This window comes from Corallococcus sp. CA054B, assembly GCF_003611625.1.
Lineage (GTDB): Bacteria > Myxococcota > Myxococcia > Myxococcales > Myxococcaceae > Corallococcus > Corallococcus coralloides.
Genome location: NZ_RAVY01000141.1, coordinates 1 through 26,007, shown reverse-complemented (window position 1 = coordinate 26,007; position 26,007 = coordinate 1). Strand labels below are relative to the sequence as shown.

Annotated in this window: 21 protein-coding genes and 1 pseudogene; 12 read left to right on the top strand and 10 right to left on the bottom strand. The window is 70.7% G+C overall.

Going from position 1 to position 26,007, the window contains the following annotated elements:
- The first annotated feature begins 4 nt into the window (after positions 1-4).
- Together D7V80_RS28420 and D7V80_RS28415 are read left to right on the top strand one after the other, a co-directional pair.
- Complete coding sequence (locus D7V80_RS28420; RefSeq protein WP_120591141.1) at positions 5-1,369, top strand: sigma 54-interacting transcriptional regulator; 1,365 nt, start codon at positions 5-7, stop codon at positions 1,367-1,369.
- Between the two features lie 60 nt (positions 1,370-1,429).
- Positions 1,430-2,077, top strand: a complete 648-nt coding sequence (locus D7V80_RS28415; RefSeq protein ID WP_120591144.1) for a DUF3332 domain-containing protein — start codon at positions 1,430-1,432, stop codon at positions 2,075-2,077.
- Positions 2,078-2,126: 49 nt separating this feature from the next.
- Here D7V80_RS28415 and D7V80_RS28410 read toward each other — a convergent pair whose 3' ends face one another.
- Together D7V80_RS28410 and D7V80_RS28405 are read right to left on the bottom strand one after the other, a co-directional pair.
- Complete coding sequence (locus tag D7V80_RS28410) at positions 2,127-2,678, bottom strand: hypothetical protein (protein ID WP_120591140.1); 552 nt, start codon at positions 2,676-2,678, stop codon at positions 2,127-2,129.
- A complete protein-coding gene (locus tag D7V80_RS28405; RefSeq protein ID WP_120591139.1) occupies positions 2,675-3,994 on the bottom strand; it encodes a hypothetical protein in 1,320 nt (439 codons plus the stop codon). Before D7V80_RS28405 ends, D7V80_RS28410 begins: the two co-directional genes overlap by 4 nt.
- A gap of 179 nt (positions 3,995-4,173) precedes the next feature.
- Here D7V80_RS28405 and D7V80_RS28400 point away from each other — a divergent pair, with 179 nt between their 5' ends.
- Both D7V80_RS28400 and D7V80_RS28395 read left to right on the top strand, forming a co-directional pair.
- Entirely contained in the window at positions 4,174-4,827 is a 654-nt protein-coding gene (locus D7V80_RS28400; RefSeq protein ID WP_120591138.1) for a gluconate 2-dehydrogenase subunit 3 family protein, read from the top strand.
- Complete coding sequence (locus D7V80_RS28395) at positions 4,824-6,476, top strand: GMC family oxidoreductase (protein WP_120591137.1); 1,653 nt, start codon at positions 4,824-4,826, stop codon at positions 6,474-6,476. Before D7V80_RS28400 ends, D7V80_RS28395 begins: the two co-directional genes overlap by 4 nt.
- Positions 6,477-6,485: 9 nt before the next feature.
- On the opposite strand, the gene D7V80_RS28390 is transcribed toward D7V80_RS28395, so the two are convergent.
- Positions 6,486-6,926 (bottom strand): hypothetical protein, encoded by a 441-nt coding sequence (locus D7V80_RS28390; RefSeq protein ID WP_233585801.1) that lies wholly within the window; start codon positions 6,924-6,926, stop codon positions 6,486-6,488.
- Positions 6,927-7,014: 88 nt separating this feature from the next.
- Here D7V80_RS28390 and D7V80_RS28385 point away from each other — a divergent pair, with 88 nt between their 5' ends.
- The gene (locus tag D7V80_RS28385) at positions 7,015-7,449 is read left to right on the top strand and encodes a hypothetical protein (protein ID WP_120591143.1); all 435 of its coding nucleotides are present in this window, start codon (positions 7,015-7,017) and stop codon (positions 7,447-7,449) included.
- 59 nt (positions 7,450-7,508) lie between these two features.
- On the opposite strand, the gene D7V80_RS28380 is transcribed toward D7V80_RS28385, so the two are convergent.
- The 5 genes from D7V80_RS28380 to D7V80_RS28360 form a co-directional block, all read right to left on the bottom strand.
- Positions 7,509-9,806 (bottom strand): hypothetical protein, encoded by a 2,298-nt coding sequence (locus D7V80_RS28380; RefSeq protein WP_120591136.1) that lies wholly within the window; start codon positions 9,804-9,806, stop codon positions 7,509-7,511.
- Between the two features lie 20 nt (positions 9,807-9,826).
- The gene (locus D7V80_RS28375; RefSeq protein WP_120591135.1) at positions 9,827-11,617 is read right to left on the bottom strand and encodes a VWA domain-containing protein; all 1,791 of its coding nucleotides are present in this window, start codon (positions 11,615-11,617) and stop codon (positions 9,827-9,829) included.
- Entirely contained in the window at positions 11,614-13,599 is a 1,986-nt protein-coding gene (locus D7V80_RS28370) for a vWA domain-containing protein (protein ID WP_120591134.1), read from the bottom strand. Before D7V80_RS28370 ends, D7V80_RS28375 begins: the two co-directional genes overlap by 4 nt.
- Before the next feature lie 37 nt (positions 13,600-13,636).
- Entirely contained in the window at positions 13,637-14,956 is a 1,320-nt protein-coding gene (locus D7V80_RS28365) for a thrombospondin type 3 repeat-containing protein (protein WP_120591133.1), read from the bottom strand.
- A 171-nt stretch (positions 14,957-15,127) separates the two neighbouring features.
- Complete coding sequence (locus tag D7V80_RS28360) at positions 15,128-16,765, bottom strand: thrombospondin type 3 repeat-containing protein (RefSeq protein ID WP_120591132.1); 1,638 nt, start codon at positions 16,763-16,765, stop codon at positions 15,128-15,130.
- A gap of 248 nt (positions 16,766-17,013) precedes the next feature.
- Here D7V80_RS28360 and D7V80_RS28355 point away from each other — a divergent pair, with 248 nt between their 5' ends.
- From D7V80_RS28355 to D7V80_RS28345, 3 genes are all read left to right on the top strand, one after another.
- Positions 17,014-17,322 carry a hypothetical protein gene (locus D7V80_RS28355; protein ID WP_014394072.1) on the top strand — a complete coding sequence of 103 codons (309 nt, stop codon included), beginning with the start codon at positions 17,014-17,016 and terminating at the stop codon, positions 17,320-17,322.
- A gap of 99 nt (positions 17,323-17,421) precedes the next feature.
- On the top strand, positions 17,422-17,952 hold the full coding sequence (locus D7V80_RS28350; RefSeq protein WP_147447240.1) for a hypothetical protein: 531 nt from the start codon (positions 17,422-17,424) through the stop codon (positions 17,950-17,952).
- Entirely contained in the window at positions 17,949-18,908 is a 960-nt protein-coding gene (locus tag D7V80_RS28345; RefSeq protein ID WP_120591130.1) for a hypothetical protein, read from the top strand. Before D7V80_RS28350 ends, D7V80_RS28345 begins: the two co-directional genes overlap by 4 nt.
- On the opposite strand, the gene D7V80_RS28340 is transcribed toward D7V80_RS28345, so the two are convergent.
- Both D7V80_RS28340 and D7V80_RS28335 read right to left on the bottom strand, forming a co-directional pair.
- Positions 18,905-19,465, bottom strand: coding sequence for a hypothetical protein (locus D7V80_RS28340; RefSeq protein ID WP_147447239.1), 561 nt, complete (start codon positions 19,463-19,465; stop codon positions 18,905-18,907). The genes D7V80_RS28345 and D7V80_RS28340 overlap by 4 nt on opposite strands.
- 13 nt (positions 19,466-19,478) lie before the next feature.
- Positions 19,479-21,836, bottom strand: coding sequence for an MtsA protein (locus D7V80_RS28335; RefSeq protein ID WP_120591128.1), 2,358 nt, complete (start codon positions 21,834-21,836; stop codon positions 19,479-19,481).
- A 230-nt stretch (positions 21,837-22,066) separates the two neighbouring features.
- On the opposite strand from D7V80_RS28335, the gene D7V80_RS28330 reads away from it, so the two are divergent.
- The 4 genes and pseudogenes from D7V80_RS28330 to D7V80_RS28315 form a co-directional block, all read left to right on the top strand.
- Positions 22,067-22,477, top strand: coding sequence for a hypothetical protein (locus D7V80_RS28330; RefSeq protein WP_233585799.1), 411 nt, complete (start codon positions 22,067-22,069; stop codon positions 22,475-22,477).
- 41 nt (positions 22,478-22,518) lie between these two features.
- Positions 22,519-25,032, top strand: coding sequence for an AgmX/PglI C-terminal domain-containing protein (locus tag D7V80_RS28325; RefSeq protein ID WP_120591127.1), 2,514 nt, complete (start codon positions 22,519-22,521; stop codon positions 25,030-25,032).
- 59 nt (positions 25,033-25,091) lie between these two features.
- The gene (locus D7V80_RS28320) at positions 25,092-25,727 is read left to right on the top strand and encodes an outer membrane beta-barrel domain-containing protein (RefSeq protein ID WP_120591126.1); all 636 of its coding nucleotides are present in this window, start codon (positions 25,092-25,094) and stop codon (positions 25,725-25,727) included.
- Positions 25,724-26,007, top strand: a pseudogene (locus tag D7V80_RS28315) (hypothetical protein); the annotation flags it as partial. The gene D7V80_RS28320 and the pseudogene D7V80_RS28315, both read left to right, overlap by 4 nt.

Sequence of the window (26,007 nt, the reverse complement as noted above, 5' to 3'; positions counted from 1 at the left end):
GCTCATGCCTTCCGTTCCCCCCGCCCCCATCCCCACGCACACCGTCGTCGCCGAGCGGGCGCAGGCAGAGCGGCTGTCCGCGCAGCGCTTCCACCTGGTGCTGCTGGACACCGAGCGAGCGGGCACCGTGTACCCGCTCGCCACGGAGGACCTGCGCGTCGGCAAGTCCACCGACAACGACGTCGTCATCGACCACCCCACGGTCAGCCGCAACCACCTGGTGGTGCGCCGCCAGGGCGACCGCTTCCTCGTGCAGGACCTGGGCTCCACCAACGGCACCTTCCTGGACGGCGCCCAGGTGCGCGAGGCCTACCTGCGCCCCGGCGCCCTGCTGGAAGTGGGCGACGTGCGCCTGCGCTTCAGCCCGCAGATGGCGCCCGTGCAGGTGGAGCCCACCGCCGAGGACCGGCTGGGCGACCTCGTGGGCCGCAGCCTGCCCATGCGCCAGATCTTCGCGCTGCTCCAGCGCATCGCCCCCACGGACTCCACCGTGCTGCTGGTGGGCGAGACGGGCTCCGGCAAGGGCGCGGGCGCCAAGGCCATCCACAAGTTGAGCCCCCGCGCGGCCGGGCCGCTCGTCGTGTTCGACTGCGCCAGCGTGTCCGACTCGCTCATCGAGTCCGAGCTCTTCGGCCACGAGAAGGGCGCCTTCACCGGCGCGGTGGGCCAGCGCATCGGGTGCCTGGAGCGCGCCCACGGCGGCACCCTCTTCCTGGACGAAATCGACGACCTCGCCCTGGACCTGCAGCCCAAGCTGCTGCGCGCCATCGAGGACCGCGAGTTCCGCCGCCTGGGCTCCTCCACGCCCATCTCCTTCGACTCGCGCATCGTCGTGGCCAGCAAGAAGGACCTGTGGGCGGAGACGCAGGCGGGCCGCTTCCGCGAGGACCTCTACTTCCGCCTGTCTGTCTTCACCGTCAGCCTGCCGCCCCTGCGCGACCGCAAGGAGGACATCCCGCTGCTCGTGGAGGCCTTCGCGGGCGAGGGCCTGTGGCCCCGGCTGCCGGAGAAGATTCAAGAGCAGTTCCTGGGGCACACCTGGCCGGGCAACGTGCGCGAGCTGCGCAACGCCCTGGAGCGCGCCCGGCACATGGTGGACATCCCGGGCCTCGCCGGGGAGAACCTCCTGCGCGAGTTCACCCGCGACGTGCCCGCCCCCGCCGGGGACTTCCTGCCGGTGGAGTTCACCGGGCCGTTCAAGGTGTGCAAGGACGAGCTCGTCCGCGCCTTCGAGCGCGAGTACCTCACGCGCCTCCTGGGCCGCGCCCGGGGCAACATCGCCCGCGCCGCCCGCGAGGCGGAGCTGGACCGCAAGCACCTCTATTCACTGCTGCACAAGTACGGGCTCGTTCAGAGTGAGCCGGACTGAGCCCTTCGTGGCATGGTGGCGGCCGCTTTCACGCGGTCCCCCATCCCCCAGGAGGGCTTCATGAAGTTGCGTCCGTCCCGATGGCTCGGTGTGCTGTGCGCGGGTGTCCTGATGATGCACGCGACGGGCTGCTTCGGCTCGTTCAAGCTCACGACGAAAATCTGGCAGTTCAACAAGGGCATCTCTGGCAACAAGTTCGTCCAGTGGCTGGTGTTCCTCGTGTTCATCGTGGTGCCCGTCTATGAAATCGGCACGCTGGTGGACGCGCTCGTCGTCAACAGCATCGAGTTCTGGACCGGTGGCAATCCGGTGAGCAGCGTGGAGGGCGAAGACTCCAACACGCGCATCGTGAAGCTCAGCCCCACCGACACGCTGAAGATGTCCCGCGACGTGGAGTCCGGCGTCATGCGCCTGGAGTTGCAGCGCGAGGGCCAGGAGCCCGTGGTGCGCTACTTCGAGCCGCTGGAGGACGGCATGGTCGCGCGCGACGAGGCGGGCGCCCTGCTCATCCGCGCGCAGGGCCAGGCGGACGGCGCGGTGAAGGTGACGAACGCCACCGGCTCCACCGTGACGGTGCACGCACGGGACGCGGTGGACGCCGCGCGCCAGCTCTTCCTGGACGGCGGCGCGCCCGCGCTCGCGCAGTTCGCCACGCACCAGGGACAGCTCTCCCAGGGCATGGCCACGCTCGACACCTGCACGCCGTAAAGAAAAGGCTCAGGGCTTCCGGTTCGCATCACCGGAAGCCCCGGGTGATTCAGGGCGCGGGCTCGTCGCCCACCACGTCGCCCAGGTCCGGGCCGAAGCCCGCGTCGAGCGCCAGGGAGTTGAACGTCCCCTCCATGCTGCGCCCCGCGCCGTAGCCGTCGCCCTTCTTGAACGACAGGGAGAAGTCCCCCCGCGTGGCCTCGCCCACGTTGCCGCCTTCGTCCAGCACCAGGTCGCCGCGCTCCACCTGGGTGAAGACGCGCGCGGGCTCACCGGCGGCCACGTGCACCACCGACGCGCGGTCGCGGCCGGAGGGCGTGGTGCCGCCGAGTTGTACCTTCGTGCCCGGCTTCAGGTCCACGCCTTCCGTGTCCACCGTGAGCCGCGCCACCAGGTCCACGTCCAGGCCGTTGTTGCGGAAGTAGCTCACCTGGAGCGCCTCCGGGTTGCGGCGGATCTCCACCCTCGACACGTCGGTGACGGGGAACAGCTCCGACACGCTGCCGGACAGCTCGTTGTCTCCGCGGCACGCGATGGCGCCCGCGCCGCTCAGCACGGCCGCGAGCCCCAGCGCCGCCACGGCGCGTCCCGCGAGGCTCACCGCTCCACCGCCAGCGTCAGGGCCTGCGTGCCACCCGCGCGGTAGAGCACCACGCGCTGGCCGGAGGAGAGGAACGCCAGCTTCGGCGACCAGCCGCCCGCCGTGTCCACCGTCACCTCGCCCCACTGGTCCTCCACGCGCGTGGCGATGATGAGCGCGTCGTCGGACGGCGAGCAGCTGCCCTCGTTGCGCCCGGACTCCAGCGAGCAGACGTGGAACGCGATGGACGGGTCGTGCGTCTTCGGGTCGAACGCCAGCGACGGGTACCAGCCGCCGGAGCCCGTCTGGTACACCGGATCCGGCGTCGTCCAGTCCCCCGCCGCCGCGCACTTCGTCCCCGTCGTGCCCGCGCAGGTGATGAGCGTGAGCCGGCTGTTGGAGCGGTCCACCGCCGCGATGCCGAAGCCCACCGCCGGGTCGTACGCCATGGACGCGCCCAGCATCGTGTTGCCCACCGCCTGCACCTGCACCGGCGGCGTCCACGTGGTGCCGTCCGGGTTGCGGCGCTGGAAGAACACGTTCTGCCCCGGCGCGTCCGCGGCCCCGAAGGCCTGGTCGAACACCAGCGCGGGCTGGTCCCCCGCCATCAGCATCTGGAGGTGACCGCCGTACGCGCCCTTCTGGTCACCGCCCGAGGCCACCACCCGGTGCTGCCACGCCGTGGGCCCGCCGCTGGCCAGCTCCACGTCGCTGCCCGCCCAGTCCTGCTGCGGGAACTGACCGTTGTGCCCGTCACGGTAGACGACCAGGGCCTGGTTGCCACTGAAGACGATGGAGGGGTTGAGCCCCACCAGGTAGCCCGTGTCGCTCACCGGGTTGCCCGACACGGCCTGGTCACCCTGGGTGACGGGGATCTGCTCGGTCCAGGTGCCGTTCGCGTTGCGGTAGGACACCGCCAGGTCGCTCTGGAGCCAGAAGACGGATTCGTCGCTTCCACCGCCCAGGTAGCTCACCGCGGGCTGTCCGGACGGGCTGAACGCCAGCGACACGCCGTACACGCGCTGCACGGTGGCGATGGTCTCCGCCTGCGCCTGCACCTGGCCGTCCTTCACCTCGCGGTAGCGAAGCGCGGAGTCCTTGTCGCGCAGCTTCACGAAGTACGCGATGCCGATGCGGTCGTCCGGGCCCACCGCCATCGCGATGTTGGAGATGGCGAGCTGCTCGCTCGGCTCCGTGTCCACCGTCAGCCGCACGAAGGGCGTGTCCGTCGTTCCGCCATCATCCTGCGGCTTCGAGCCCGCGTCCGGGTTGGCCGGCTTGCCGCCGCCACATCCCAGCGCGAGCGCCGCTCCCAGTAGCCACGCGTGCCGTTTCATGCGGTCCTTCTCCTTGGTTCAGTCGGCCTGGTTGAGTGCGCCATCCTATGCCAGCCGCGCGCGTTGTCCGTCACGCCTCGCGGTGTGGCGCTCCGTCACGCACGCGGTGGGCGGCCAACCGACCCTGGCCCCTTCTCAGGTGCCGTGAAACACACGCACCTGGGATACGCTCGCACGCCATGGCTCGCGCGCGTTCGCTCCCCCCGAAGCTGTCCCGGCGCACCTTCATCCAGCGGCTCACCTTCTTCGGCGGCGGCGTGGTGCTGCTGGGTGGCATTGCGTGTAAACGTTCGAAGGAGGCGGAAGCGCCCAAGCCCGCGGAGCCCACCGGCACCACCTCCGCCGGCCAGGCCCTGCGCACCTTCTCCGCCTTCGAGTACGCCGTCGTCGCCGCGGCCACGGAGCGGCTGCTCCCCCGCGACGAGGACCCGGGCGCCCAGGACGCGGACGTGGCGCTCTACCTCGACCGCATCATGGAGACGCAAGGGCTGGAGTCCATGCACCGCGACTTCATCCAGGGCCTGTCCGCGCTGGAGCGCCGCGCGCAGCGCATGTTCCAGAAGGGCTTCGCGCAGGCCACGCCCGCCCAGCAGGACGAGCTGCTCGCCATCTTCAAGGACAGCCCGGCCGGCAGCGGCGAGGCCCACTTCTTCGAGCTGCTGATGACGCTCAGCCTGGAGGGCTTCCTGGGCGACCCGTCCTACGGCGGCAACAAGGGCCGCGTGGGCTGGCGGCTGATGGGCTTCGACACCGTGGGCACGCTCGCCATGGCGCCCCCGGAGGGCTACGACGGTCCCAAGTGCCTGCGCGAGTGCGGAGGTCACCACCCGTGAGCCTGCCTTCCGTGGACGTGTGCATCGTGGGCAGCGGCGCGGGCGGAGCGCCGCTCGCGCTGGAGCTGGGGAGAGCGGGCTTCAAGGTCGTGGTGCTGGAGAAGGGCCGCCACTACCAGCCCAAGGACTTCGTCCACGACGAGATCCTCAACAGCCGCCGCAACTTCTTCATGCCGCTGCCCTGGGAGGAGCCGCACCTGGTGCGCCAGGGGGCCAGGGGCCGCTACGAGCGCAGCAACGCGGCGTGGACCGCCAACTGCGTGGGCGGCGGCACCGTGCACATGAGCGGCTTCTTCTACCGCCTCAAGCCGGTGGACTTCCGCCTGCGCTCCACGCTGGGCGCCGTGCCCGGCACCACCGTGGCGGACTGGCCCATCTCCTACGAGGAGCTGGCCCCCTTCTACGACAAGGCGGAAGCCGAGCTGGGCGTGTCCGGACAGGCCGTCCCCCACCCCTTCGCGGAGCCCCGCAGCCGCCCCTACCCGCTGCCGCCCCTGGACGTGCACCCGGTGGCGTCCGAAATCGACAAGGTGTGCGCGGCCATGGGCTGGCACGCGCTGCCCACCGCGCGCGGCATCATCAGCAAGGCCTACAAGGGCCGCTCGCCGTGCGCGTACTGCGCGCTGTGCGGCAGCTACGGCTGCGAGACGGGCGCCAAGAGCAGCACGCTCGCGAGCCTCATCCCCAACGCCATCGCCACCGGCAACGTGGAGGTGCGCCCGGGCTGCATGGCGCGCTCCATCGAAGTGGACAAGCAGGGCCGCGCGAAGAGCGTGGTGTACCTGGACAAGGACGGCGTCGCGCAGGAGCAGCCCGCGAAGGTCATCATCGCTTCCGCCACCGCCGTGGAGAGCGCGCGCCTGCTGCTCAACTCCACCTCCAGCCGCTTCCCCAATGGCCTGGCCAACGGCAGCGGGCTCGTGGGGAAGAACCTCCTCTTCAGCTCCTTCGGCGGCTCGCGGGCGCACTTCCGCGTGTCCAAGCAGAAGGCCGCGCGGCCGTGGCTCACGGACCCGGCGCCCTTCGTCAACCGCAGCCTCCAGGACTTCTACGTGATGCCGGACGCGCGCCACGGCTTCCGCAAGGGCGGCACGCTGGGCTTCATGTGGGCGCACCCCAACCCCATCTACGCGGCGGTGGGCCTGGCGGGCACCGGCAAGGCGGGCGTGTTCGGCAAGGAATTGAAGGACCGCATGCGCGCGTACCGCGACTCGCGCATCCTCGAGTTCGAGGTCTACGCGGAGTTCCTCCCCACGCCCGGCACCTCCGTCACGGTGGAGTCCGAGGTGAAGGACAAGTACGGCATCCCCGTGGCCGCCATCACCCTGGACCGGCACCCGGCGGACTTCGCCGCCACGCGCTTCCTCGTGGAGCGCGGCGAAGAAGTGTTGATGCGCCTGGACCCGGACAGCGTGGAGCGCGTGGGCACGCAGGGGGAGACGACCATCCTCCAGCACGGCACCTGCCGCTTCGGTGACGACCCGGCGGCCTCCGTGCTGGACAAGCACTGCCGCGCGCACGAAGTGCCGAACCTCTACGTCGTGGACGGCAGCTTCATGCCCACCGGTGGCAGCGTGCCCTCCACGCTCACCATCGCGGCCAACAGCTTCCGCGTGGCGGACCACCTGGTGCGCACGCTCAAGGGCTGAAGCGGCGCACTACTGGAGGCGCAGCGGCGTCACGTCCACCTTCACCACGTAGCGCGCCTGCATGTCGGAGTCGAACTCCACCAGGTGGTCACCCACGCCGGTGACGTCCGCCTGCTGGGTGAAGACGCCGAACTTCTCCATCTGGTCCAACGCCGCGCGGCCCGTGGACGCCTTGCGCTGCCGTGCGCGGCAGCCCTCCTCGTGCACGGTGATGGCCGTCTCCTCGCCCGCCGCCGTCACCTCCTCCAGGTAGAAGCTCACCTTGATGGTGGAGGCCTCCGGCACGCGCACCAGCACCCGCCCGCGTCCAGGGAAGCGGCCTTCGGAGTAGCTCTCCGGCCCGAGGATGCAGCCCGCGTACTCACTGCACACGGGCCAGGACGCCTTGCAGACATCCAGCACGCGCGCGCCGATGAAGTCATCCCGCGAGCCGCCGCATGCGATGAGCATCAATCCCATCACAGCGCCCGCCAGTCGCGAGACATTCCGTGTTACAACTCCAGACATTCTTTCAAACCTCACCGAGGAGTGGATGTCCATGCGCCTGCGCAACCTGTGGCTGCCCCTCACCATCATCGCCCTGGCGGGCTGCGGAGACGAGGCCGAGGAGCTGCCGAACACGCCGCAGCTGCTCATCGACCGTACGGAGCTGAGCTTCGACACGGAGTTCTCCGCTGGGACCTACGTGGGGGCGACGACCTTCAACACGCTCTACATCGAGAACCGCGGCCTCCAGACGTTGGAGCTCAACGAGGCCTCCATCTCCGGCCCCAGCGTCTTCACCATGAAGAAGCCGGAGACCTGGCCGGAGAACGGCCCCCTGAAGCTGGAGACCTACCAGCGCACCTTCATCGAGGTCGCCTTCAAGCCCAACGCCGCGAAGGAGTTCACCGGCACGCTCACCCTCAAGTCCAACGCCGCCAACGGCGAGACGCGCGAGCTGGCGCTCAAGGGCAAGGGCATCGCGCGGTAGTCCCGGCGGTGCCCCCGGAGGCGGCGGAGGCGTGAAGCCCCGCCGCCCGCCCGGGCCTGCTAGCGGGTGAACTGGCAACCGCCCACCCACGTGCCACCGTCCTGCGTGGGCGCCGGGCACGACGTGGGCGAGCCGCCATCCGCCGCATTGTAGCTGCGCGGGTAGTCGCCGTAGCCGGTGCGCAGCGTGTAGCCCACGGGCGTGTAGTCCGTGCGCTCGGTGGCGCTCACCGCCACCTTGAGCGTGCCGCCCTGGATGAAGCGCCGCTCCAGGCAGGAGCACGTGTAGGGCGCCACCGTGACGCGCGTCGTGGTGGCCGTCTTCTCCAGCTGGTACAGCGCCTGGTAGCTGCTGAGCGGCGCGCTCGCGGAGGTGTGCCACGCGCGCATCGCCGTCGGGTTGTAGGCCAGCGTCAGCGCGCCGCCCGTGCTGGTGGTCGTCACCGGCATGCACCCGGTGGTGCCTCCGTCCGTGGCGGAGCCGTCACAGAAGGTCAAATCCAACGCCAGCCCGTGCGGCGTGCCGCCATCCGGCAGGTTGTCCACGTCCCACTGCACCAGCCACGCCGCGTCCTCCGGCGCGCTCAGCGGGGGGAGCTGGTACTCGAAGGTGTCCGTGTCGGAGGGCACCGCGTCGTAGTCCGTGGGGCCGCGCACGCCCAGGCCCGTGGCGCGGTCGTTGTTGCGCAGCCGGCCATGGCCGTACGTCAGCTGGCCCTTCACCTCGAAGGTGGCGTTGCCCACCGGCAGGTTGCCCGTGCCCACGCCGCCCAGCGTCTTGGCGCGCGGCTGCTCCACGCCGCCGCTGTAGGCGTTCTCCTCTTCCGTGTCCTCCGCCTCCCAGGACACCTCCAGCCGGTAGTCGCGGTCATCCGCCCAGTTGTTGCCGTCGTCCTGCACCACGAAGTGGTACGTCAGCTCCGTGCCGTGCGCGGGCACCGGCAGCCGGCCCTGGAAGTTGCTCAGGTTGGGGAAGCGCGCCGGGTCGGACTCCTCGCGCACGGACTGGATGCACAGCACGGCCTCCGCGTTGTTGCAGTAGGCCTGCACCAGCCCCGGCGCGTCGGGGTGCTCACGCGTGTCGCGCGGACACACGGCCGGGTTGTTGGTGCAGGTGGCGCGCTGCTCCGCGGTGACGGTGGTGCTGACGGTGGTGAACACCAGCACCTGCCGGTCCGCCAGCTGGCCCAGCGGCAGGGGCAGCGGGTCGAAGCGCGGGGTGGTGGGCCGCTCCGTCAGCCGGTAGCGCAGCACGCTGGGCTTCGTCAGGGTGGACAGCTTCACCGCGAACCAGTCGCGGTCGGACACGTAGCCCAGCCGGCCGTCGAAGTTCGTGGACGCGCCCGGCGCCCCCAGGTTGTTCACGGACGCGCGGGCGTAGGCGTCGTTGTCCCCGGACTGGTCGCGCGGGTCCTCCTCGTCCACCACGCGCACCTCCACCTCGTACGGCTGGCGCAGGTCGCCCGCGGGCACGGGCTCGTTGTTGCCCCGGTAGCCCTTCACCACCAGCGTCCAGGTGCCCGAAAGCCTCACCTTGCGCGCGGTGGCCAGCACGCCCGGGTGCACCTTGGGCAGCACGTTGCCCTCCGACTCCTTGTCGGTGCCGTTGGGGCGCAAGAGCTCATAGGACAGGCGGAAGTTGGGGGCGAAGCCCTGGTCCGGCGCGGTGACGCGCACGTAGGCGATCTTCCCCGCCGTCAGCGGGAAGCTGAAGCGGTCCACGTCGTTGTCCGTGGCCAGGTAGCCCTGCGCCGTGCCCACCTGCATGGCCCCCTGCGCCGCCAGCGCGATGGGCGTGGGCGTGACGTCGTTGGGCTCGTTCGCGTCCGGGTTCTCCAGCAGCTCCACCGTGAGCCGGTACGGGTTGCGCGCGTCGAAGTTGGGGCGCGCGGGGTTCGTGGGCGCGTCGCGCACCACGATGATGAGCTGCGTGTCCGGCGTGCCGTACGGCAGGATGATGTCCACCGGCCTCGGGGCGCCCGAGCCGTGCTGGTCCGACTTCGCCACCAGCGCGGTGCTCTTGTCCTTCTCCTGCACCGTGACGGACAGGTTCACCGGCGTGCTGGACGCCAGGTACGTGCCGGTGACGTGCACCAGCGTGCGCGCGGTGGCGGAGGCGGGGATGCGGACGCTGTACCAGTCCTCGTCCCCGGCCTTCACGTCACCCGTGAGCGCCAGGAAGCGCTCCATGGGCACGCCGGGCTTCAACTCACAGTCCGCGCTGGACAGGGCCTCCTCGCGGCTGTTGCAGAGGTCCTCCACCACGCCCGTGCCGGCGTCCGGCGTGTCGTCCCCTTCGGAGGAACAGGCGGCCAGCAGGAGGAGCGCGAGCGGGAGCAGTCGGGTGCGAAGGCGCATGGGAGGCTCGGGAGAAGAAGTCAGGGAACGGGCGAGAGGGTCGGGACGACGCCGGGGCAGCCGTCCACGAAGTCCTCGGGGTTCACGCGGATGACGCCATCCGGAGGCGACTTGATGCCGCCCACCGGGTAGCGCACGGAGTCCACGCGGAAGGTGCGCACCAGCGTGCGCGCGGTGGGGTCGTCCGCGGGCAGCATGGACACGGAGAGGTAGATGTCGTTGTAGCCCGCGCCGCGCTGCACGGTGCCGGCGTCCACGCCCCCGTCCACACCGCCGTCGGCGATCATCGCGAGGGTGGGCGCGAGCAGCACGTTGTCCACGCGGAAGCGGTAGCACTGGCGGCCCTGGTCATCCACCGGGCCGTCCGCCTCCATGCTGTAGCGGTACGCGTCCGAGGCCAGGTTGGAGGTGTCCACCTGCAGCGGGCGCATGTGCATGCGCAGCTCGCTGCGGTTGGTGAGGCCGTCCGTGTCCGGGTCCTCGTCCAGGTCCTTGCTGGAGCCCTGCGTGCCGCCGCGCCACTCCATGCCGTCCGGCACGCCGTCTCCGTCGCTGTCCTGGAGCGTGGCGTTGGTGCCGATGAACTGCTCGTCGCAGTCCAGGAGGCCGTCGCAGTCCGTGTCCACGCCGCGCAGCGCGGGCGGGCAGCCCTTGTCCAGGCCGCCGCCGTCCGGCTGCACTTCCTGGGTGGGGTCGAACTGCACGCCGCGGTCGCGGAAGTACACCTCCACGCCGTCGCTGAAGCCGTCGCCGTCCGTGTCCCGCAGGTTGGGGTTCGTGCCCAGCTCGTACTCGCGCGCGTCGGTGAGGCCGTCGCCGTCCGTGTCCGCCTCATCCAGCGGGCTGCCCGGGGGCGCGGAGAAGTTGGAGGCCACGAAGTCCTTCACGATGAAGGCGCGGCGCACCTGGCCGAACTGGAAGTTGAGGAAGTTGATGGGCTCGTTGTTGCGGAAGTCCCGGAAGTTGCCGCCGCCCAGCGTGGCCATCTTCTCCAGGCGGTCCGCGTTCTGGTTGATGATGAGCAGCGGGCAGCCGCCATCACCGAAGCCGCCGTCCTCCGCCACCAGGTCGCACACGGACGGCACCGGCTGCGTGGGGTTGAAGACGTGCACGGTGTTGAAGCGCACGTCCTCCACCAGGTCGCGCAGCTGGCGGATGCGCACCACCGCGTCGCCGCGGATGAGCTCGTCGTCCTGGTTGTTGGTGGGCTTGCCGTCCGACAGGAAGATGACCGAGTAGCGCGCCTGCGCCAGCGCGTCGCTCCCCGTGGGCTGCTGCCGCGCCCGCGCGATGTCCGTGTTGATGAGCGAGTAGATGTCCGACAGCGGCTTGACGAAGTCCGTCGAGTCCCGGTTCGGCGACGTGTCCGTGTTGCGGAAGGTGAGCAGCTTCTCCGTGAGGATGGCCTTCGCGGTGGCATCCAGCCGCGACACCTGCACGAAGCCGTCCTCCGCCGGGGGCCCGGGGTCCTGCGTGAGGAACGCCGTGGTGCTGCCCGCGAAGAGCATCACCGCGATGGAGACCTCGTCGTCCTGCGGGAGGTTCTCGATGAGGTCCACCAGCGCCGTGGCGCGCGTGCCGTCCGGGTCGCTCACGCGCATGGACTGGCTGGCGTCCATGGCGACGATGAGCTTGATGGGCCGGATGACCTCATTGGCGCCCAGCGTGCAGAAGCGCCCGTCCAGCGCCACGGCCCGGTCCGCGGGCACGTCCGTGTCGCGGCGCGGGTCGTAGAGATACGAATCGGTGCAGGCCACCGCCACGGCGAACCCCACCAGGGTGAGCGCCAACCAACGTCCCGCGCGGCTCACGGCGACGCGCCTCCCTGCGACGGCGACACGCCGACGCAATTGCCCTGGGCTCTCCAGGGGTCCACCAGCTGATCCGGACGGCGGAAGTCACCGTCCTCCATGGCCAGGTCCGGCCCCAGCGGCACGCGCACGCTGGGCGGCGCGTACTGCGCCCACGCGCACGCGGTGCGCCAGACGCCGTAGTCCGTGGCCACGCCGCTCTCCGGCGCCTCCGCGAACCACACCTTGAACAGGTTGTAGCCCTGCTTCACGCCGGAGCGGTCCGGCGGCGTCACCATCTGGAGGTTGGACACGGTGAAGTCGTAGCAGACGCCGTCCGTGTCGGTGCCGCCCGGGACCTTCTTCACCTCGTACTGGATGCCGTACTTGTCGTGGAAGGGCCGGTCGCGCCGGGTGGGGTCGCTGCCCGCCTTCAACTCCTCGTCGTCCGGGATGCCGTCGCCGTCCGTGTCCAGGCCGGCCACGCTCGACTGGAGTGGGTTGAGGCCGTACTTCGCCTCCAGCCCGTCCGGCACGCCGTCGCCGTCGCTGTCCACGATGCCCTGGCGCGTCTTGAGGTAGTCCTCGGCGAACTGCGACAGCCCGTCACCGTCCGTGTCCCGGCAGGTGCAGCCGGGCGTCAGCGGGGACTGCGGGTTGCAGCCGCGCGCGTCCAGGTCATTGCCCGCCTTGAAGCCCTGGTCCTGGCGCCGGTACTCGAAGCCGTCGCTCAGGCAGTCCCCGTCGCTGTCGATGGTGAAGGGGTTCGTCTTGAGCGTGAAGCTGTTGTCCAGCGTGTCCGGGACGCCGTCGCCGTCGCTGTCCAGCACGCGGCCGTCATCCCCCGGCGCGGAGCTCAGGGGCTCCACCATCAGCGTCTTCATCACGTTGGGCGACGCGAAGGAGGAGTAGTCCAGCGCGCCCAGGCCCAGCTCGCTGATTTCGGCCGTGTCGCTGAACTCCTGGTACACGCCGTTGCCCATCTCCGCGAAGCGCTTGAGCAGGAACGAAGCAATCTTCTTCGCCGCGGCCGGGTACTGCGCCTCCGGGACGCCCGGGTAGGTGCCGTAGATGTCCTGGCAGATGGGGCCGCAGGCGCGCACGGCCTCTTCGTTGAAGAGCAGCACCGTGTGCATGCGCACGTCGCCCACGTTGTACTGCGTCTTCAGCTCCATCAGCCGGCGCACGTAGCTGAAGAGCTGGTAGTTCTGGTTGCGGTCCGTGCCCACCTCGAAGCCGGTGATGGCGTCGGTGGTGCTGGTGGCGTTGCAGAAGCTGGTGATGGAGTCGCGCCAGGTGAGGTCCGGCGTGTCCGGGCCCGCGTAGACGGACAGGTCGTCGTTGGCCGAGCAGCGCGGGTACGGCGTGCCGTCCGTGAGGAACACGACGACGTAGCGCGTGCGCGGCAGCAGCTCCGGCGTGGACTGGGACACCGCCTCGATGTCGCTGGCGATGAGGCTGTACGCGTAGCTGAGCGCGCCCTGGTAGTCCGTGCCCTTGCCCAGCTGCGACTGGAGGCCTTCGATGTAGCTGTTGATGTTGCCCGGCGGCGCGAAGCGGTCCCCCGTGGAGGCCGGCGGCCAGGTGTTCTTCACGTTCGTTTCGAACGGGGCAATGGCGATGCTGATGTTGCCCTGGCGCGCCTCGTTGATGCGCCGGAAGCCATTCACCACGTTCTTCAGGGCGCGCACGCGCGCGGGCTCCGTCACGCCCGGCGGGATGATGGCCTGAACCTCCGCGCGCTCGCAGAAGCCGCTGCCCTCCTGCGAGCCCGGCGGATCCGACACGCACATGCTGCCGGACTCGTCCACGACGAGCACCACCTTCACCGGGAAGCCGGTGGGGTTCGCCGGGCGCGTGCACACCCGGCCGGTGAGCGTCAGCCGGTCATCCAGCTGGGACTGCTCCTGGGCGCGCGGCTCCAGGAGCGTGTCTGAACAGGACAGCACACCCAGGACCAGGAGGCCGGTCGCAAGAAGCGGAACGACGAACTGACGGCGCATGCGATGCGGACCTCCTGGCATGGGGGACATCCTTTTCTTACGCCTTCTTGCGGCGGCGCAGGAGCAGGCCGAGCACGCCGGCGCCCAGGGCCGCGGCGCTACCGCCCGCGGGCAGCGAGGTGCAGCCACCGCCGTCGTCCTGATTGCCCACCTTCACGAAGAGGCTGGACACGGAGGCGCGCTGGTCGGGGAACACGCGGTCCGCGAAGGCCAGGCGCGTGGACACCTGCAGCTCGTACTCGCCTTCCTTGTCCGGGTTGAAGTTGGGCACGCTGCCGTCCACGTACTGGTACTCCCAGTGGCGGCTGTAGGTGACGGCGCCCTTGGGGTTCTCCACCACCGCGGTGGAGCCGGAGGGACGCTTCACCACCGTCCACGTGTACTCGATGGCCGCGCCGTTGCGGTTGGCGAACAGGGGCGGGCGCACCGCCATGCCCGTCTTCTCCACGCTGATGGAGCCGCCGGTGCCCACGCTGAAGGGCGACTTCGGGTCCAGGCAGTCGTTGGGGTTGTCCTTGTTGAGCACCACGCAGTAGCGCGTGTCGCACGCGTCGCCCAGGCCGTCACCGTCGTCATCCGCCTGGTCGCGGTTGGCCACCGCCGGGCAGTTGTCCGCGGCGTTGAGCACGGAGTCGCCGTCGATGTCCGGGTCGCACGCGTCGCCGATGCCGTTGGCGTTGGTGTCCTTCTGGTCCGGGTTGGACAGGCCGGGGCAGTTGTCCAGGTTGTCGGAGACGTTGTCGCCGTCCGCGTCCACGCGGCACGCGCTCACGTCCGCCGGCAGCTGCTGGTTCTCATTGGCGATGAGCGGGCAGTTGTCCTCGCCGTCCTTGCGCCCGTCGTTGTCGTCGTCGTCGTCGCAGACGTCGCCAATGCCGTCCCCGTCGTTGTCCGCCTGGGTGGCGTTGGGGATGGAGGGGCAGTTGTCCTCGCCGTCCAGCTTGCCGTCGTTGTCGTCGTCCGGGTCGCACGCGTCGCCGATGCCGTCACCGTCGGTGTCCAGCTGCGTGGCGTTGGAGACCGCCGCGCAGTTGTCGCAGGCGTCGCCAGCGAGGTCGCCGTCGCCGTCCGCCTGGTCGCGGTTGGACGTGAACGGGCAGTTGTCCTTGTCATCCGCCTTGCCGTCGCCGTCCGCGTCGTCCGTGTACGACAGCGTCTTGCCGTCGTCCGTGTACGCCACCCAGACGGAACAGCCACAGCCACAACCGCAGCCGCCGCCCTCCTCCTTCGGGCGACCGCACTCGTCTCCGAGGCACTCCGGGTTGTCCGGGTTCTGCTCCTGGGCCTGCACGGTGCGGGGGCTCAGCACCAGGAAGGCTCCGAGCGCCAACATGGGGGCAATGCGACCGATAGTCATGGTGACTCCTTTCACAACCCCTGCCCCTAGCAAGAGGCGATCCCGCGTCTGTAGGAGTTTCAGGGTGAGGAACTTCAAGGGGTTGCGCGTTCGGAAGAGCCTGCTACAGGAAGGGTGTGGGGGGGACACCCCAGTCAGACTGTGGGGAACACCCCACGCCAGCGGGTCGGCTCAGTTGCTCACGATGAAGTCGTCGGAGACGAGGGGAACCATCCCGGCGGGGGTGCGGCCCGTGTCGGGGTCGTACTGGATTTCCTGGATGAAGAGCGAACCCACGCCCGCGCCGCGCGGATCATTGTCCCGGCCCACCTGGAGGTAGAGGTAGACCTCGTTGGTGCCGGCGGAGATCACCTCGCCGGGAATCAGCGGGTGGGGGCGCTCCAGGGTGGGGACCAGGGAGACGTTCTCCACGCGGGTGCGGTAGCAGGCGCGGTTGCTGGTGCCGGTGGGGGGCAGCGGGACGATGGAGTAGCCGTAGCCGCGCTCGCGGTGGAAGTCGAGGTCGGCGCTGAGCGGGTCGCCGTGGGCCTCCACCTCCGCCACGTTGGTGAGGCCGTCCCGGTCGGTGTCGAGCAGGTCCTCGGCGACGAGCGGGTTCGTCCCCGACAGGGCCTCCACCAGGTCCGGCAGACCGTCGCCGTCGGTGTCGCCCACGCAGGGGTCGCTGCCGAGCACGCGCTCCTCGCAGTCGTTGAGCCGGTCGCCGTCCGTGTCCTGCACCACGCTGCAGCCGTTGATGATGTCCACGGCGAGCGGGTCCAGGCCCATGCGCAGCTCCACGCCGTCCATGAGCCCGTCCTGGTCGGTGTCGGGGACGGCGGGGTCCAGGCCCAGGGCGCGCTCGTCGTCGTCCGCCACGCCGTCACCGTCGCTGTCGGTGAGCATCTGGCCGTTGCGCACCTGCACGTTGCGGTTGAAGGCGAGGAAGCGCTTCAGCTTGAGCGCGTTGTCGAGCGCGCCGTAGTCCAGCCGCGTGAGCGCGTTGGGCAGGCCCACGAAGTCCGTCTCCACGGGCGCGCTGCCGCCCGCGTTGGCGATGGCGGCCACCTGCAACCGCGTGACGGGGTCGGGCGAGGCATCGCGGACGTAGATGGGCTGGACGCTGACGTCGCCCGCGCCCAGCTGCTCCACCAGGCCCTTGAGCTCGCCCACCACGGCGGTCAGTTCGCACTGGCTGCACGAGGCGTTGCACTGGGCCTGGGCTTCCGGGGACGCGTTGCAGCCCGCGGCCTGCGACAGCGCGGTGCAGCGGCTGTCGATGCCGATGTTGAAGGCCGGGTTGTCACAGCTCACGTCGGAGCTGCGGATGACGGGCGCGACCACGTAGCGCGAGCGCGCGACCTCCCCCTTGCAGGAGGCCTGCATCTCGCCGGACATCAGGCTCTTGGACAGCCGCAGCGCGGAGCGGATGCTGATGGGGCCATCCTGCTGGTAGCTGGCGTAGCGGGGCAGGACGGCCTGGAAGCTGGCGGCGTCCGTGAAGCTGCCTTGCAGACCGGTGGCCACCGAGTGGAAGGCCACGAGCCCGAAGCGCATCTGGGGGCCGGTATAGCGCGAGGTGAGCGTGGTGAGCCCGTCCACCGCGGAGCCCACCACCTCCGGCTCCACGCCGGTGCCGCCCTGGAGCGCGAAGATGACCTTCACGGGGAACGCGTCGCCCGTGGCCTCGGGGACGCAGAGGTCGCCCTCGAAGTTGGCGCGGTCGCGTGTGCCGCCCGCGCGGTCACCAATCGAATAGAGCCCCGCGTCGGTGCACGACAGCCACAACGTGGGAAGCAGGAGCCAGGCGACCCGGGGGGAGGAACGCATTCGTTGGATTGTAGACCTCAGCCCCCCCTTCCAACGCAAGCGACCCGAGGGCCGGATCCACGTGAAGGCCCTGACACCGCTCCGGCCTCTTCGCGCCGGCCGAGAAAAGGTCGCCGCCAACCAGGCTGGAATGTCCACATCCCGCCTGGAATCAGCCCTCAACAGAATCCTGGTCTTACCGGGATGGTTCCGATTTCGGGGAGAGGAAAGACATTGCCCATGCAGTTCAATCCCCAAGGAGCAAGACCATGAAGAAGACGCACGTGAAGCTGGGCGGGACCGTGGCGATGTTCGTGCTGGCGCTGGGTGCGACGGGCGCGATGGCTCACAACCGTGAGGTGAAGAGCCACGATCCGCGCATGGCGGTGTCCATGGAGGAGGTCGTGCTGGTGTCGAAGACGGGCCCCCTGGCCGGTGGCTCGGGCGGCGGCAGCGGCAACGGCAACTGCGGCATCCTCAGCAACATCCTTGGCGGCGGCAACATCATCGGCAACACCACGGGCAACCTGCTGGGCCTGATCATCGGCGGCGGCAGCATCTCCGGCAACTGCAACTGACGCCGGCTGACGTCACAACCCCCTGAAACGCAGTAGCAGTCCATTCAAGACGGACCCGACGCCGGAGGTGCCCCCTCCGGCGCTCGGTCTGGAGCCCCCATGCGACACACGTTGACTCCCCGGCACGGGTTGTTGACCGGCCTCGCCGTGCTGCACCTGCTGATGGTGGCCCGTGGCGCGCTGCACGTGCCCCTGCTCCCGCTGACGGACGCCACGCAGACCTGGGCCCAGGCCTATGGGCACTGGACGGGGGCGAGCAGTGGTTTCAGCTTCTTCGCCCCCGGGGTGAGCCCGGCGGTGCGTGTCTCTTTCGACTTGGAAGATGCGTCCGGCGACCGGCTACACGACGACTTCCGGTCCGACAACGGCGCCGTGAGCGTGCGCATCCACTCCATGAACCTGCGCTTCAGCCTGGAGGAGAGCCGGGACGCGCTGGCCCGCGCGTGGGCGGCGGCGATGTTCGGCCGGCACCCCGACGCGCGCTCCGTCACGGTGCGCGTGGAGTCGCTGCAGCTGCCCAGCATGGCGGCGCACCTTCAAGGGTCACAGCCCCTCTGGACGGAGGCCTACCGCGCGGAGTTCCAGCGCCGCGTGCCCGCGGCCGTGTCCACGGGGGAGGTGACGCCATGAGCGCCCAGAGCTGGAAGTCCGCGGTGGGGGCCAGGCTGGCGGCGTTCGTCGGCGCGCCTTCTTCTCCGCAGCCGTTGGGCGTGCTGCGCATCGGCGTGGCGGCGCTGCTGCTCATCCAGGCGTGGAGCCTGTCGGAGAGCCTGCCGGAGCTGTTGGGCAACCAGGGCTGGGTGCCCTGGAGCGTCTCCGAGGCGATGGCGTCCCCGTCCGTGCCCCGGGTGGGCGCGGTGGTGGCCGCGCTGGCGCCGCTGGGTTTCTCGCAGGCGGCCAGCATCCAGGGCCTGACGTTCGTCTACGTGGTGGCGCTGCTGGGGCTCTTCCTGGGTCTGCACACGCGGCTGTCGGCGGTGGTGGCGTGGATCCTCCACACGGTGCTGCTCAACAGCATCAGCTTCTTCTCCTATGGCGTGGAGACCTTCGCGCACATCAGCCTGTTCTATTGCGCGGTGTTGCCGGTGGGCACGGCGTACTCCCTGGACGTGCGGGCGAAGAGGCTCTCCGACGCGCCGTCCGCGCTGGCGACGCTGTCGCTGCGCGTGTTGCAGGTGCACCTGTGTCTCATCTACCTGACCACGGGGCTGGAGAAGCTGCTGGGGCCCGTGTGGCGGGACGGGACGGCGCTCTGGGAGGTGCTGATGCAGCCCCAGTATGGCCAGTTCGACTTCGCGTGGCTCGCGGTGGTGCCGTGGCTGGTGAAGCTGGCCACGTGGGGCACGCTGGTGGTGGAGGTGGGCTACGCGTTCTGCGTCTGGCCCCGGCGCACGCGGGGGCTCTGGGTGGCGCTGACAATGGGCCTGCACCTGGGCATCGCGGTGATGATGGGGCTGTGGATGTTCAGCGGGATGATGGCCATGCTCACGTTCGCGGCGTTCGGGTGGCCGCTGCTCACCGAAGCGCTGGCCACCCGGGTCCGCGCCGCGGTGCTGCTCCCCTTCCACTCCAATCCCGCGCGTTAGGGCGAGGGCTTCGTGGGTGACGGCTCCCGCTCGGGGGCCGCGGCACGCGTCACGCGCAGCCTCGGCTTCGCGATGTTGGCGGCGTCCAGTGCGTGGACGGACAGCTCCACGTCGACACATTCAGGTCCGGGCTGCCCGGTCGCGGACTGTGGGAAGAGCGGGACGGACACATCCCGCCCGTACCACTGGCCTGGCCCGAGGAGGAGGATGTCCTCCTCCCGGCGCGGTGGCGTCCGGACATCGACGACGAGGAACGGCAGGGACTGCCCGCTGACACAGTCCAGGACCCGCTCCACGGTCAGCGTGTGGCTCTCGATGAGACGCCGGTCCAGGCACAGGCTTCCACTCGAAGTCCCCAGCAGCAGGCGCCCTGACAGGGTCTGTCCATCGAAGCTCGCGTGCTGGAACTCCACCCGCGCGGTCGCCGGTTCATGCGTGGGGCATGCGGCGGCCTGAGCATCGGCACCGGGCCTCGATGTGCCAGGAGCTTGAGCCGTGGCACATGCCGAGTGCAGGGCGGCGCTGATGAAGAGCGCCCAGGAGGAGAACCGACGCATCCGCAAACCCTACTCACAGCGTGAGCAGGTACGCGAGCAGATCGTCGCGCTCCTCGGCGGTGAGCGCCTGCGCGGCGCCGTGGTTCAGGCCTGGGGTTTCCAGCAGCGTGCGCAGCGGGAAGCGTGAGCCCACCACGAGCCGGTCCTCCTGCACCGCGTAGCCCGCCGTGGCGCTCGTCAGGAGGGGCCACACGTCCCAGGTGCCCACCAATGAGGGCGGCGCAGCGCCTGTCACCAGGTGCTGCTGCTCCAGCCGCAGCGGCAGCGCGATGGGCGTGCCCACGTCCTGGTACTGGCCCCGCGTCGAGGGGTCCTGGTCCAGCGTGAAGAGCGGCGCGGGGTGGCAGGCCAGGCACCGGGCCTTCCCCTCGAAGAGCGCCAGCCCCTTCACCGGATGGCCGGTCCTGCCGTCCGGCAGCGTGACCGTCTCCAGCGGCGCGCCGTCCTCGCCCCGGTAGGGGTTGGGCGCGGTGGGCAATAGCGAGGTGTAGAGCGCCAGCGCCTCCACCTCCGACGGCAGCGGATCCGGGTTGTGATAGCGGTTGCGTCCACCCACCGTCTCCGCCGTCTCCGCGATGCTGCGCGTGCTCGCGGGCGTGAAGTAGGGCGGCGTGTCCCGGCTGCCCAGGGCCGTCGTGGACCGGTAGATGCGCATGGGGCGCGTCTTTTCGAAGAAGACGCCGCCGGTGTGCCCTTCGATGTGGCACGCGTCGCAGCTCATGCCGGTGCGCCCCACGTCGGTGAAGTAGAGCACCTGCCCCAGCCGGCGCTGCTCGCGCGAGCGCACGTCCACCACCGGCCACTGCCGCGTCACGCGCGCTCTTCCCGCCCGCGCCTCGCTCACGTCCACCACCGCCACCGTGCCCGTGAAGCGGTTGAGCACGTAGAGCGTGCGTCCGTCCGGGGACAGCACCAGCGAGCGCGGCCCGGAGTGCAGTTCCAGCCCCGCCCTGCCCTTCGTGCCCAGGTCCTCCACGGGGCGGATCCACGGCGTGCCCTCCGGCGCGTGCACGGGCAGCGTCTGGAGCACCGCCTCGCGCGCGGCCGCGTCGCCCTTCACCAGCGCCTTCGCGTCCAGCACCCTCACCTGCCCCAGGCCCACGTCCGCCGCGTAGAGCAGCCCGGCGCGGTCATCCAGCGCCAGCCCCTCCGTCACGCCCGCGCCGAAGCCCCGGTGCCGCACCACCTCCTGCCGGTCCAGGTCCAGCACCGCGACGCCACTGTTCGCGCTCACCTCCATGCGCTGGGCGTTGGGGCCCACGTTCGGCCCCAGGCTCGACATGAAGAGGCGCTTCAAGCGGTCGCTCGCGACCAGGGCTCGCGGTGCCTTGCCGCCCATCACCTGCGCGGAGAAGGCCTCCGTGGTGCCTCCGATGATGGGCACGCCGGGCTTCGGCACCACCGGCGCCAGCTCCCGGCCGTCGTCCTGGCGCAGAAGCACCACCTGCCCCGTCTGGAGGCTGCCCACCGCGAGCAGCCCGTTCCACCGCGCCATCGCGCGCGGGTTCGGATCCACGGCCGCGCTCCACTTCTCGCGGCCATCCTCCAGCGCGAGCGCGTGCACCGTGTCGCGGTGGTGCTCGGCGACGAAGGCCACGCCCTTCGCCCCGTCCACCTCCAGGCCCCACACGCCCGGGGGCGCGGGGAGGACCCGCGCCTTCCGCTCCGGCGCGTCCAGCGCGTACAGCCAGAGCTCCGCGCCGTACTGGTGGGCCACGCCCAACCAGGGATGGCCGCTGGCGTCCTTCCAGGTCGCGAGCGCCGACGGCCCGTCCCCCACCGCCATCGCCTCCACGCGCCCGGACGCCACGTCCAGCGCGAACACCGTGTCCGTGGGCGGCGACGCGACGAAGAGCGTGCGCCCGTCCGGGGACAGCGCCAGCGCCATCAGGTCCGGGAAGGCCGCGTCGTTGACCAGGGTGAGCCGCGTGGTGCCCGTGGGCCGGGGGCCGGTCCCGGCGAGCGACAGCTGCACGTCCGTCTGGAAGGTGCCCTCGGGGAGCTTGAGGCCGGGGGGGAGCCTCGCGTAGCCATGACGCGCGTCCACCACCGTGAGCGGCACCTCCCGCGACAGGGGCGCGCCGAGCACCAGCCGCAGGCCCGGCACCAGGTTCTCCCCGTAGAGGGAGAGCGGCTGCGAGGTCTGGTTGCTGGTCAGCTTCGGGCCCACGGCCTGGAGGATGGGGCGCGGCTCGGCGGGAGCGGTGGATGGCGCGGGCGCGGGCGTCGGCGCGGGGTTGCTCCCGGGCTTCAACGCGAACAGCCCCAGGCCCAGGAGCACCAGGGCTCCGAGCACGGCCGCGATCCATCCCCGATGGCGAGTGACACCTATCACGCGTGGGCATGCCTCCCGCGCGCGAGCATCCTCCATCCGCCCACCGTGTCACGATGACTTCGTGCCACGTCTGCTCGCATGCTGGGGAGGCACCGCTCGGAGGGAACCCCACGGGACGTTTCCAGCGTACCGGCACGAAGAAGGACGAGTCGTGGAGAGTCCGCCCCAGGTGAGGTGGACTGCCCCCCACACCTGATCGCCACAGGCCATGCCATGGGGCTGGAGTGTGCGTTGACAGGTCGGGGCTCGCATCGCTTAACCTGTTGATGATGCGACGTTTCCTCCTCTTCTGTGCCGTCGCCAGCGTGCTCGGCTTCGGTCCCCTCTCCCCCGCGAACGATGCCTGGGCCCAGGGGCGTACACGCGCCTCCAAGACGAAGGCCGCGAAGGCACCCAAGGCCAAGAAGGGCTCGAGCAAGGCGCCCCCGCGCATCGAGACGAAGTCGAGCACGGCCGTCACGGATCCGGTGACGGGAGATGCCTCGGCCGCCGCGACGTCCGCGCCGCCTCAGCGCGGCCCGTCGCGCATCGACTTCGACGACCGGCTCATCCAGGGCCAGACGAACAAGTCCGGCGCCGTGTATCTGTATGACCGCAAGGAATTGAAGACGAAGTCGATGCTTCGCGAGCGCGACAGCTTCCGCTCGGAGACGCTCGCCACCGTCTACGATCAGTAGGGCCGTACCGCCCATCCCCCCCTTTGAAGGGAGCGTCACCGTTGAGCGGCCAGCCCAGCGTCCTGCAAGTCGTCATCCTCCGCGACGGCCTCCTGGTGGGGACGGAGGTCTTCGTCCCCGGCACCTACGCGCTCGGCTCCGATGCGTCGTCGGATCTTCGGCTGGACGACGCGTCCGTGTCGCCTCGCCATGCGTTGCTGTACTTCCAGAACGGCCGCACCGCGATCCAGGACGCGGGCGGCGGCACCAGCGGCGTCTTCGTCAACGGGCACCAGGTCACCGCCTGTGAGATCCGCTCCGTGGACGAGGTGCTGTGCGGTCCGTTCGTCCTGAAGACACGGATCCTCAACCAGCGTCCCGTCGAGTCCAAGCCGCAGCCGCCGCCGGAGGTCGCCGCGCTCCTCGGAGGTGCGGGGGCTCCGCCCGCCGCGCCCCCGCACGGTGGCAACGGGGCGCCGCACGCGTTCGCGCCCGCGAATGGCTTCGCGCCCCAGCACGGCGCGCAGGCCGCGCACGCGCAGCAGGCCGCGCTCGCGCAGCAGCAGGCGCAGCAGGCCGCGCTGGCACAACAGCAGGCGCAGCAGGCCGCGCTGGCACAACAGCAGGCGCAGCAGGCCGCTCTCGCGCAACAAGCCGCCTACGCCCAGCAGCAGGCCGCGCTCGCGCAGCAACAGGCCCAGCAGGCCGCGCTCGCGCAACAGGCCGCTTACGCCCAGCAGCAAGCTCAGCAGGCCGCGCTGGCACAACAGCAGGCCGCGCTCGCGCAACAGCAGGCTCAGCGAGCCGCGCAGGCTCAGCAGGCCGCACACACGCAGCAGCAGGCTCAGCAGGCCGCCTATGCCCAGCAGCAGGCTCAGCAGGCCGCGCTCGCGCAGCAGCAGGCTCAGCAAGCCGCCTACGCCCAGCAGCAGGCCGCGTACGCCCAGCAACAGGCGCAGCAGGCCGCGCTCGCGCAGCAGGCCGCGAAGGCGGCTCACGCGCAACAGGCCGCGCACGCGCAGCCCGCGGCGTCGAAGCCGGCTCCCGCTCCCGCCGTTCCCGCGGGCACCGTTCCCTCCGCGCGGCGCCGTCCTCCGTCGGAGGCCATGCCCAGCCTGCTCGCCGTGGACGACCTGCTCGCGGACGTGGACACGGACGTCGCCGCGCCCACCTCCGGCCCCCTCGTCCTCGACGCGGCCCCAGCCAGCCGCCCTACGCACGCGCCGAAGATCGGCCCAGGCAAGGGCGCGGCCCAGCTCTACATGGAGCTGTACTGGGGCGCCGTGCGCCGCGACGCGCGCCGCTTCGTCCCGGACGCGAAGAAGCCCGTGAAGGCCGCCGTGGACGAGCTGGCCCCCATGCCGCTGTGGGGCTTCACCCTCCCCGAAGGTGACGACTTCACCCTCGCCGAGTCCGTCAACGGCAACTACCGCCTCTTCGTGCCCCCCGGCACCGACGTGGAGAAGGCGAACGGAGACGGCCGCTTCGGCCCCGTCGCCACCGCCGCGCTCGAGTCCGACGGCAGCCGCCGCTTCGTCACCCTGCGCGACGGCGCCGCCGCCCGCCTCACCCAGGGCAAGATGTCGCTCGTCGCCTACGCGGCGCCCGCCCCCGAGCGCGTCTTCGTCAACCCGCTCAAGGGCCTGCCCTGGCTCACCCTCTTCTTCCTCGCCATCTTCGGCGGCGGCCTGGGCTGGTTCATCGCCACCCGGCCTCAAGGCCCCGCGACCGCGGACTTCACGCAGAAGAACCTCCCGCCCGTCGCGCTGCGCCTCATCGCCCCCGAGCCCAAGAAGAAGGAAGAGGCCAAGAAGAAGCTCGAGACCCTCAAGAAGAAGGAGCCCGCGAAGGACAAGCCCGTCGTCGCGGAGAAGGCGCCTCCCAAGCCCGTGAAGGAAGTGCAGGTCCCCAAGGCCGTGGCCGCCGCGCCGGAGAGCAAGGCGCTCAAGGCGCTCGCGAAGCTGTCCGCCGCTGGCCCCGCCACCAACGACCTGCTGGCCGCCGTGGACAAGCTGGGCAGCGGCCCGGGCAGCAAGAACGCCAAGCAGACCAACTACAAACTCGCGGGCCTCATCGGCAAGGCGCCCATCGCCAACGCGGGCCTGGGCACCTTCGGCCTGGGCGGCGGCGGCAAGGGCGGCGGCGCCACCCTGGGCGCGGAGCTGTTGCGCGGCAAGGGCGGCGGCGGCATTGGCGCGCTGGGCGCGGGCGGCGTGGGCAAGGGCGCGGTGGGCGGCACCGTCACGCGCGCCACCGCGCGCAGCATCTCCTCCACCCAGGGCACCGTGGACCGCGAAGCCGTGGCCAAGGTCATCAACAGCCACCTCAATGAGGTGCACGGCTGCTACGAGCGCGCGCTGCTCAAGGACCCCGGCCTCGCCGGCAAGGTGGTGCTGGAGTGGGCCATCGGGCTCAACGGCCGCGTCGCCTCCGCCAAGACGAAGTCCTCCACCCTCCGCAACGCCTCCGTCGAGGCGTGCATCCTCAGCAGCCTGAAGGGCTGGCAGTTCCCAGCCCCCAAGGGCGGCCAAGTCATCATCACGTACCCGTTCCTCTTCAACTCGGTCGGCTACTGACGCGGGGTCGCTCCCCCCACCCCACGTCGTCCCCCGCCTCCTGACAGGAAAAAGTCCCCGTGCGATTCCTCCTGCTCTCCCTCTTGTGCCTGGTGCCCGGCCTCGCGCGCGCCCAGGCCGAGGAACTCGAGAACCGCGGCACCGTCTCCGGGGTGCAGGACCGGCTCTACCGCATGCACCACGAGCTCTCGCTCGGCGTGGGCGTGCTGCCCGCGGATGCCTTCCACAAGGGGCTCATCGGCACCGTCGGCTACACGTACCACTTCAGCGACAGCGTCGCGTGGCAGGTGGGCCGCGGCACGTACAGCTACAACGTGCAGACCAGCCTGCGCCGCCAGTTGGAGCGCGACTTCGACGCCGCCCCCACCGCCACCGCCTTCGAGGACCAGGTGCAGTGGATGGTGGGTTCCGACCTCATGTGGAGCCCGCTGTACGGCAAGACGTCCTTCCTCAACGCGAACGTCATCCACTTCGAGGTCTTCCTGCTGGCCGGCGGCACGGTGGTGAAGGTGGACCGCAGCGACGGCTTCCGCCCCGCCGTCAACCTGGGCCTGGGCGTGCGCATGTTCTCCAGCCAGAACGTGTCCTTCCGGCTGGACGTCACCAACAACACCGTCTTCGCGGGCGCGTCGCGCATCATCAACGTGCCCACCGTGCAGATTGGGACGGCCTTCAACTTCGGCGCCACGGAATGACGTCCCGCCCGCTCATCGTCGCCGCGCTCGCCAGCGCCGCGCTCTTCGTGTCCCCGACGGTCGCCCTCGCGGCACCGGACGCGGGCACGCTGCCCATGCCACCCCCACCGGCCGCCGCCGCGAAGGCCGCTGGCGCGCCCACCGACGCGGGCACCGCCGGCCCCACGGACGCGGGCACCGCCGCCGTCCCGCCCGCTCCCGGCAAGGCCGCTGTCGCGGAGGCGCCCCCGCCCCCGCCGCAGAAGGTGCCGCCGGAGACCTTCGACAACGCGCTCAAGGC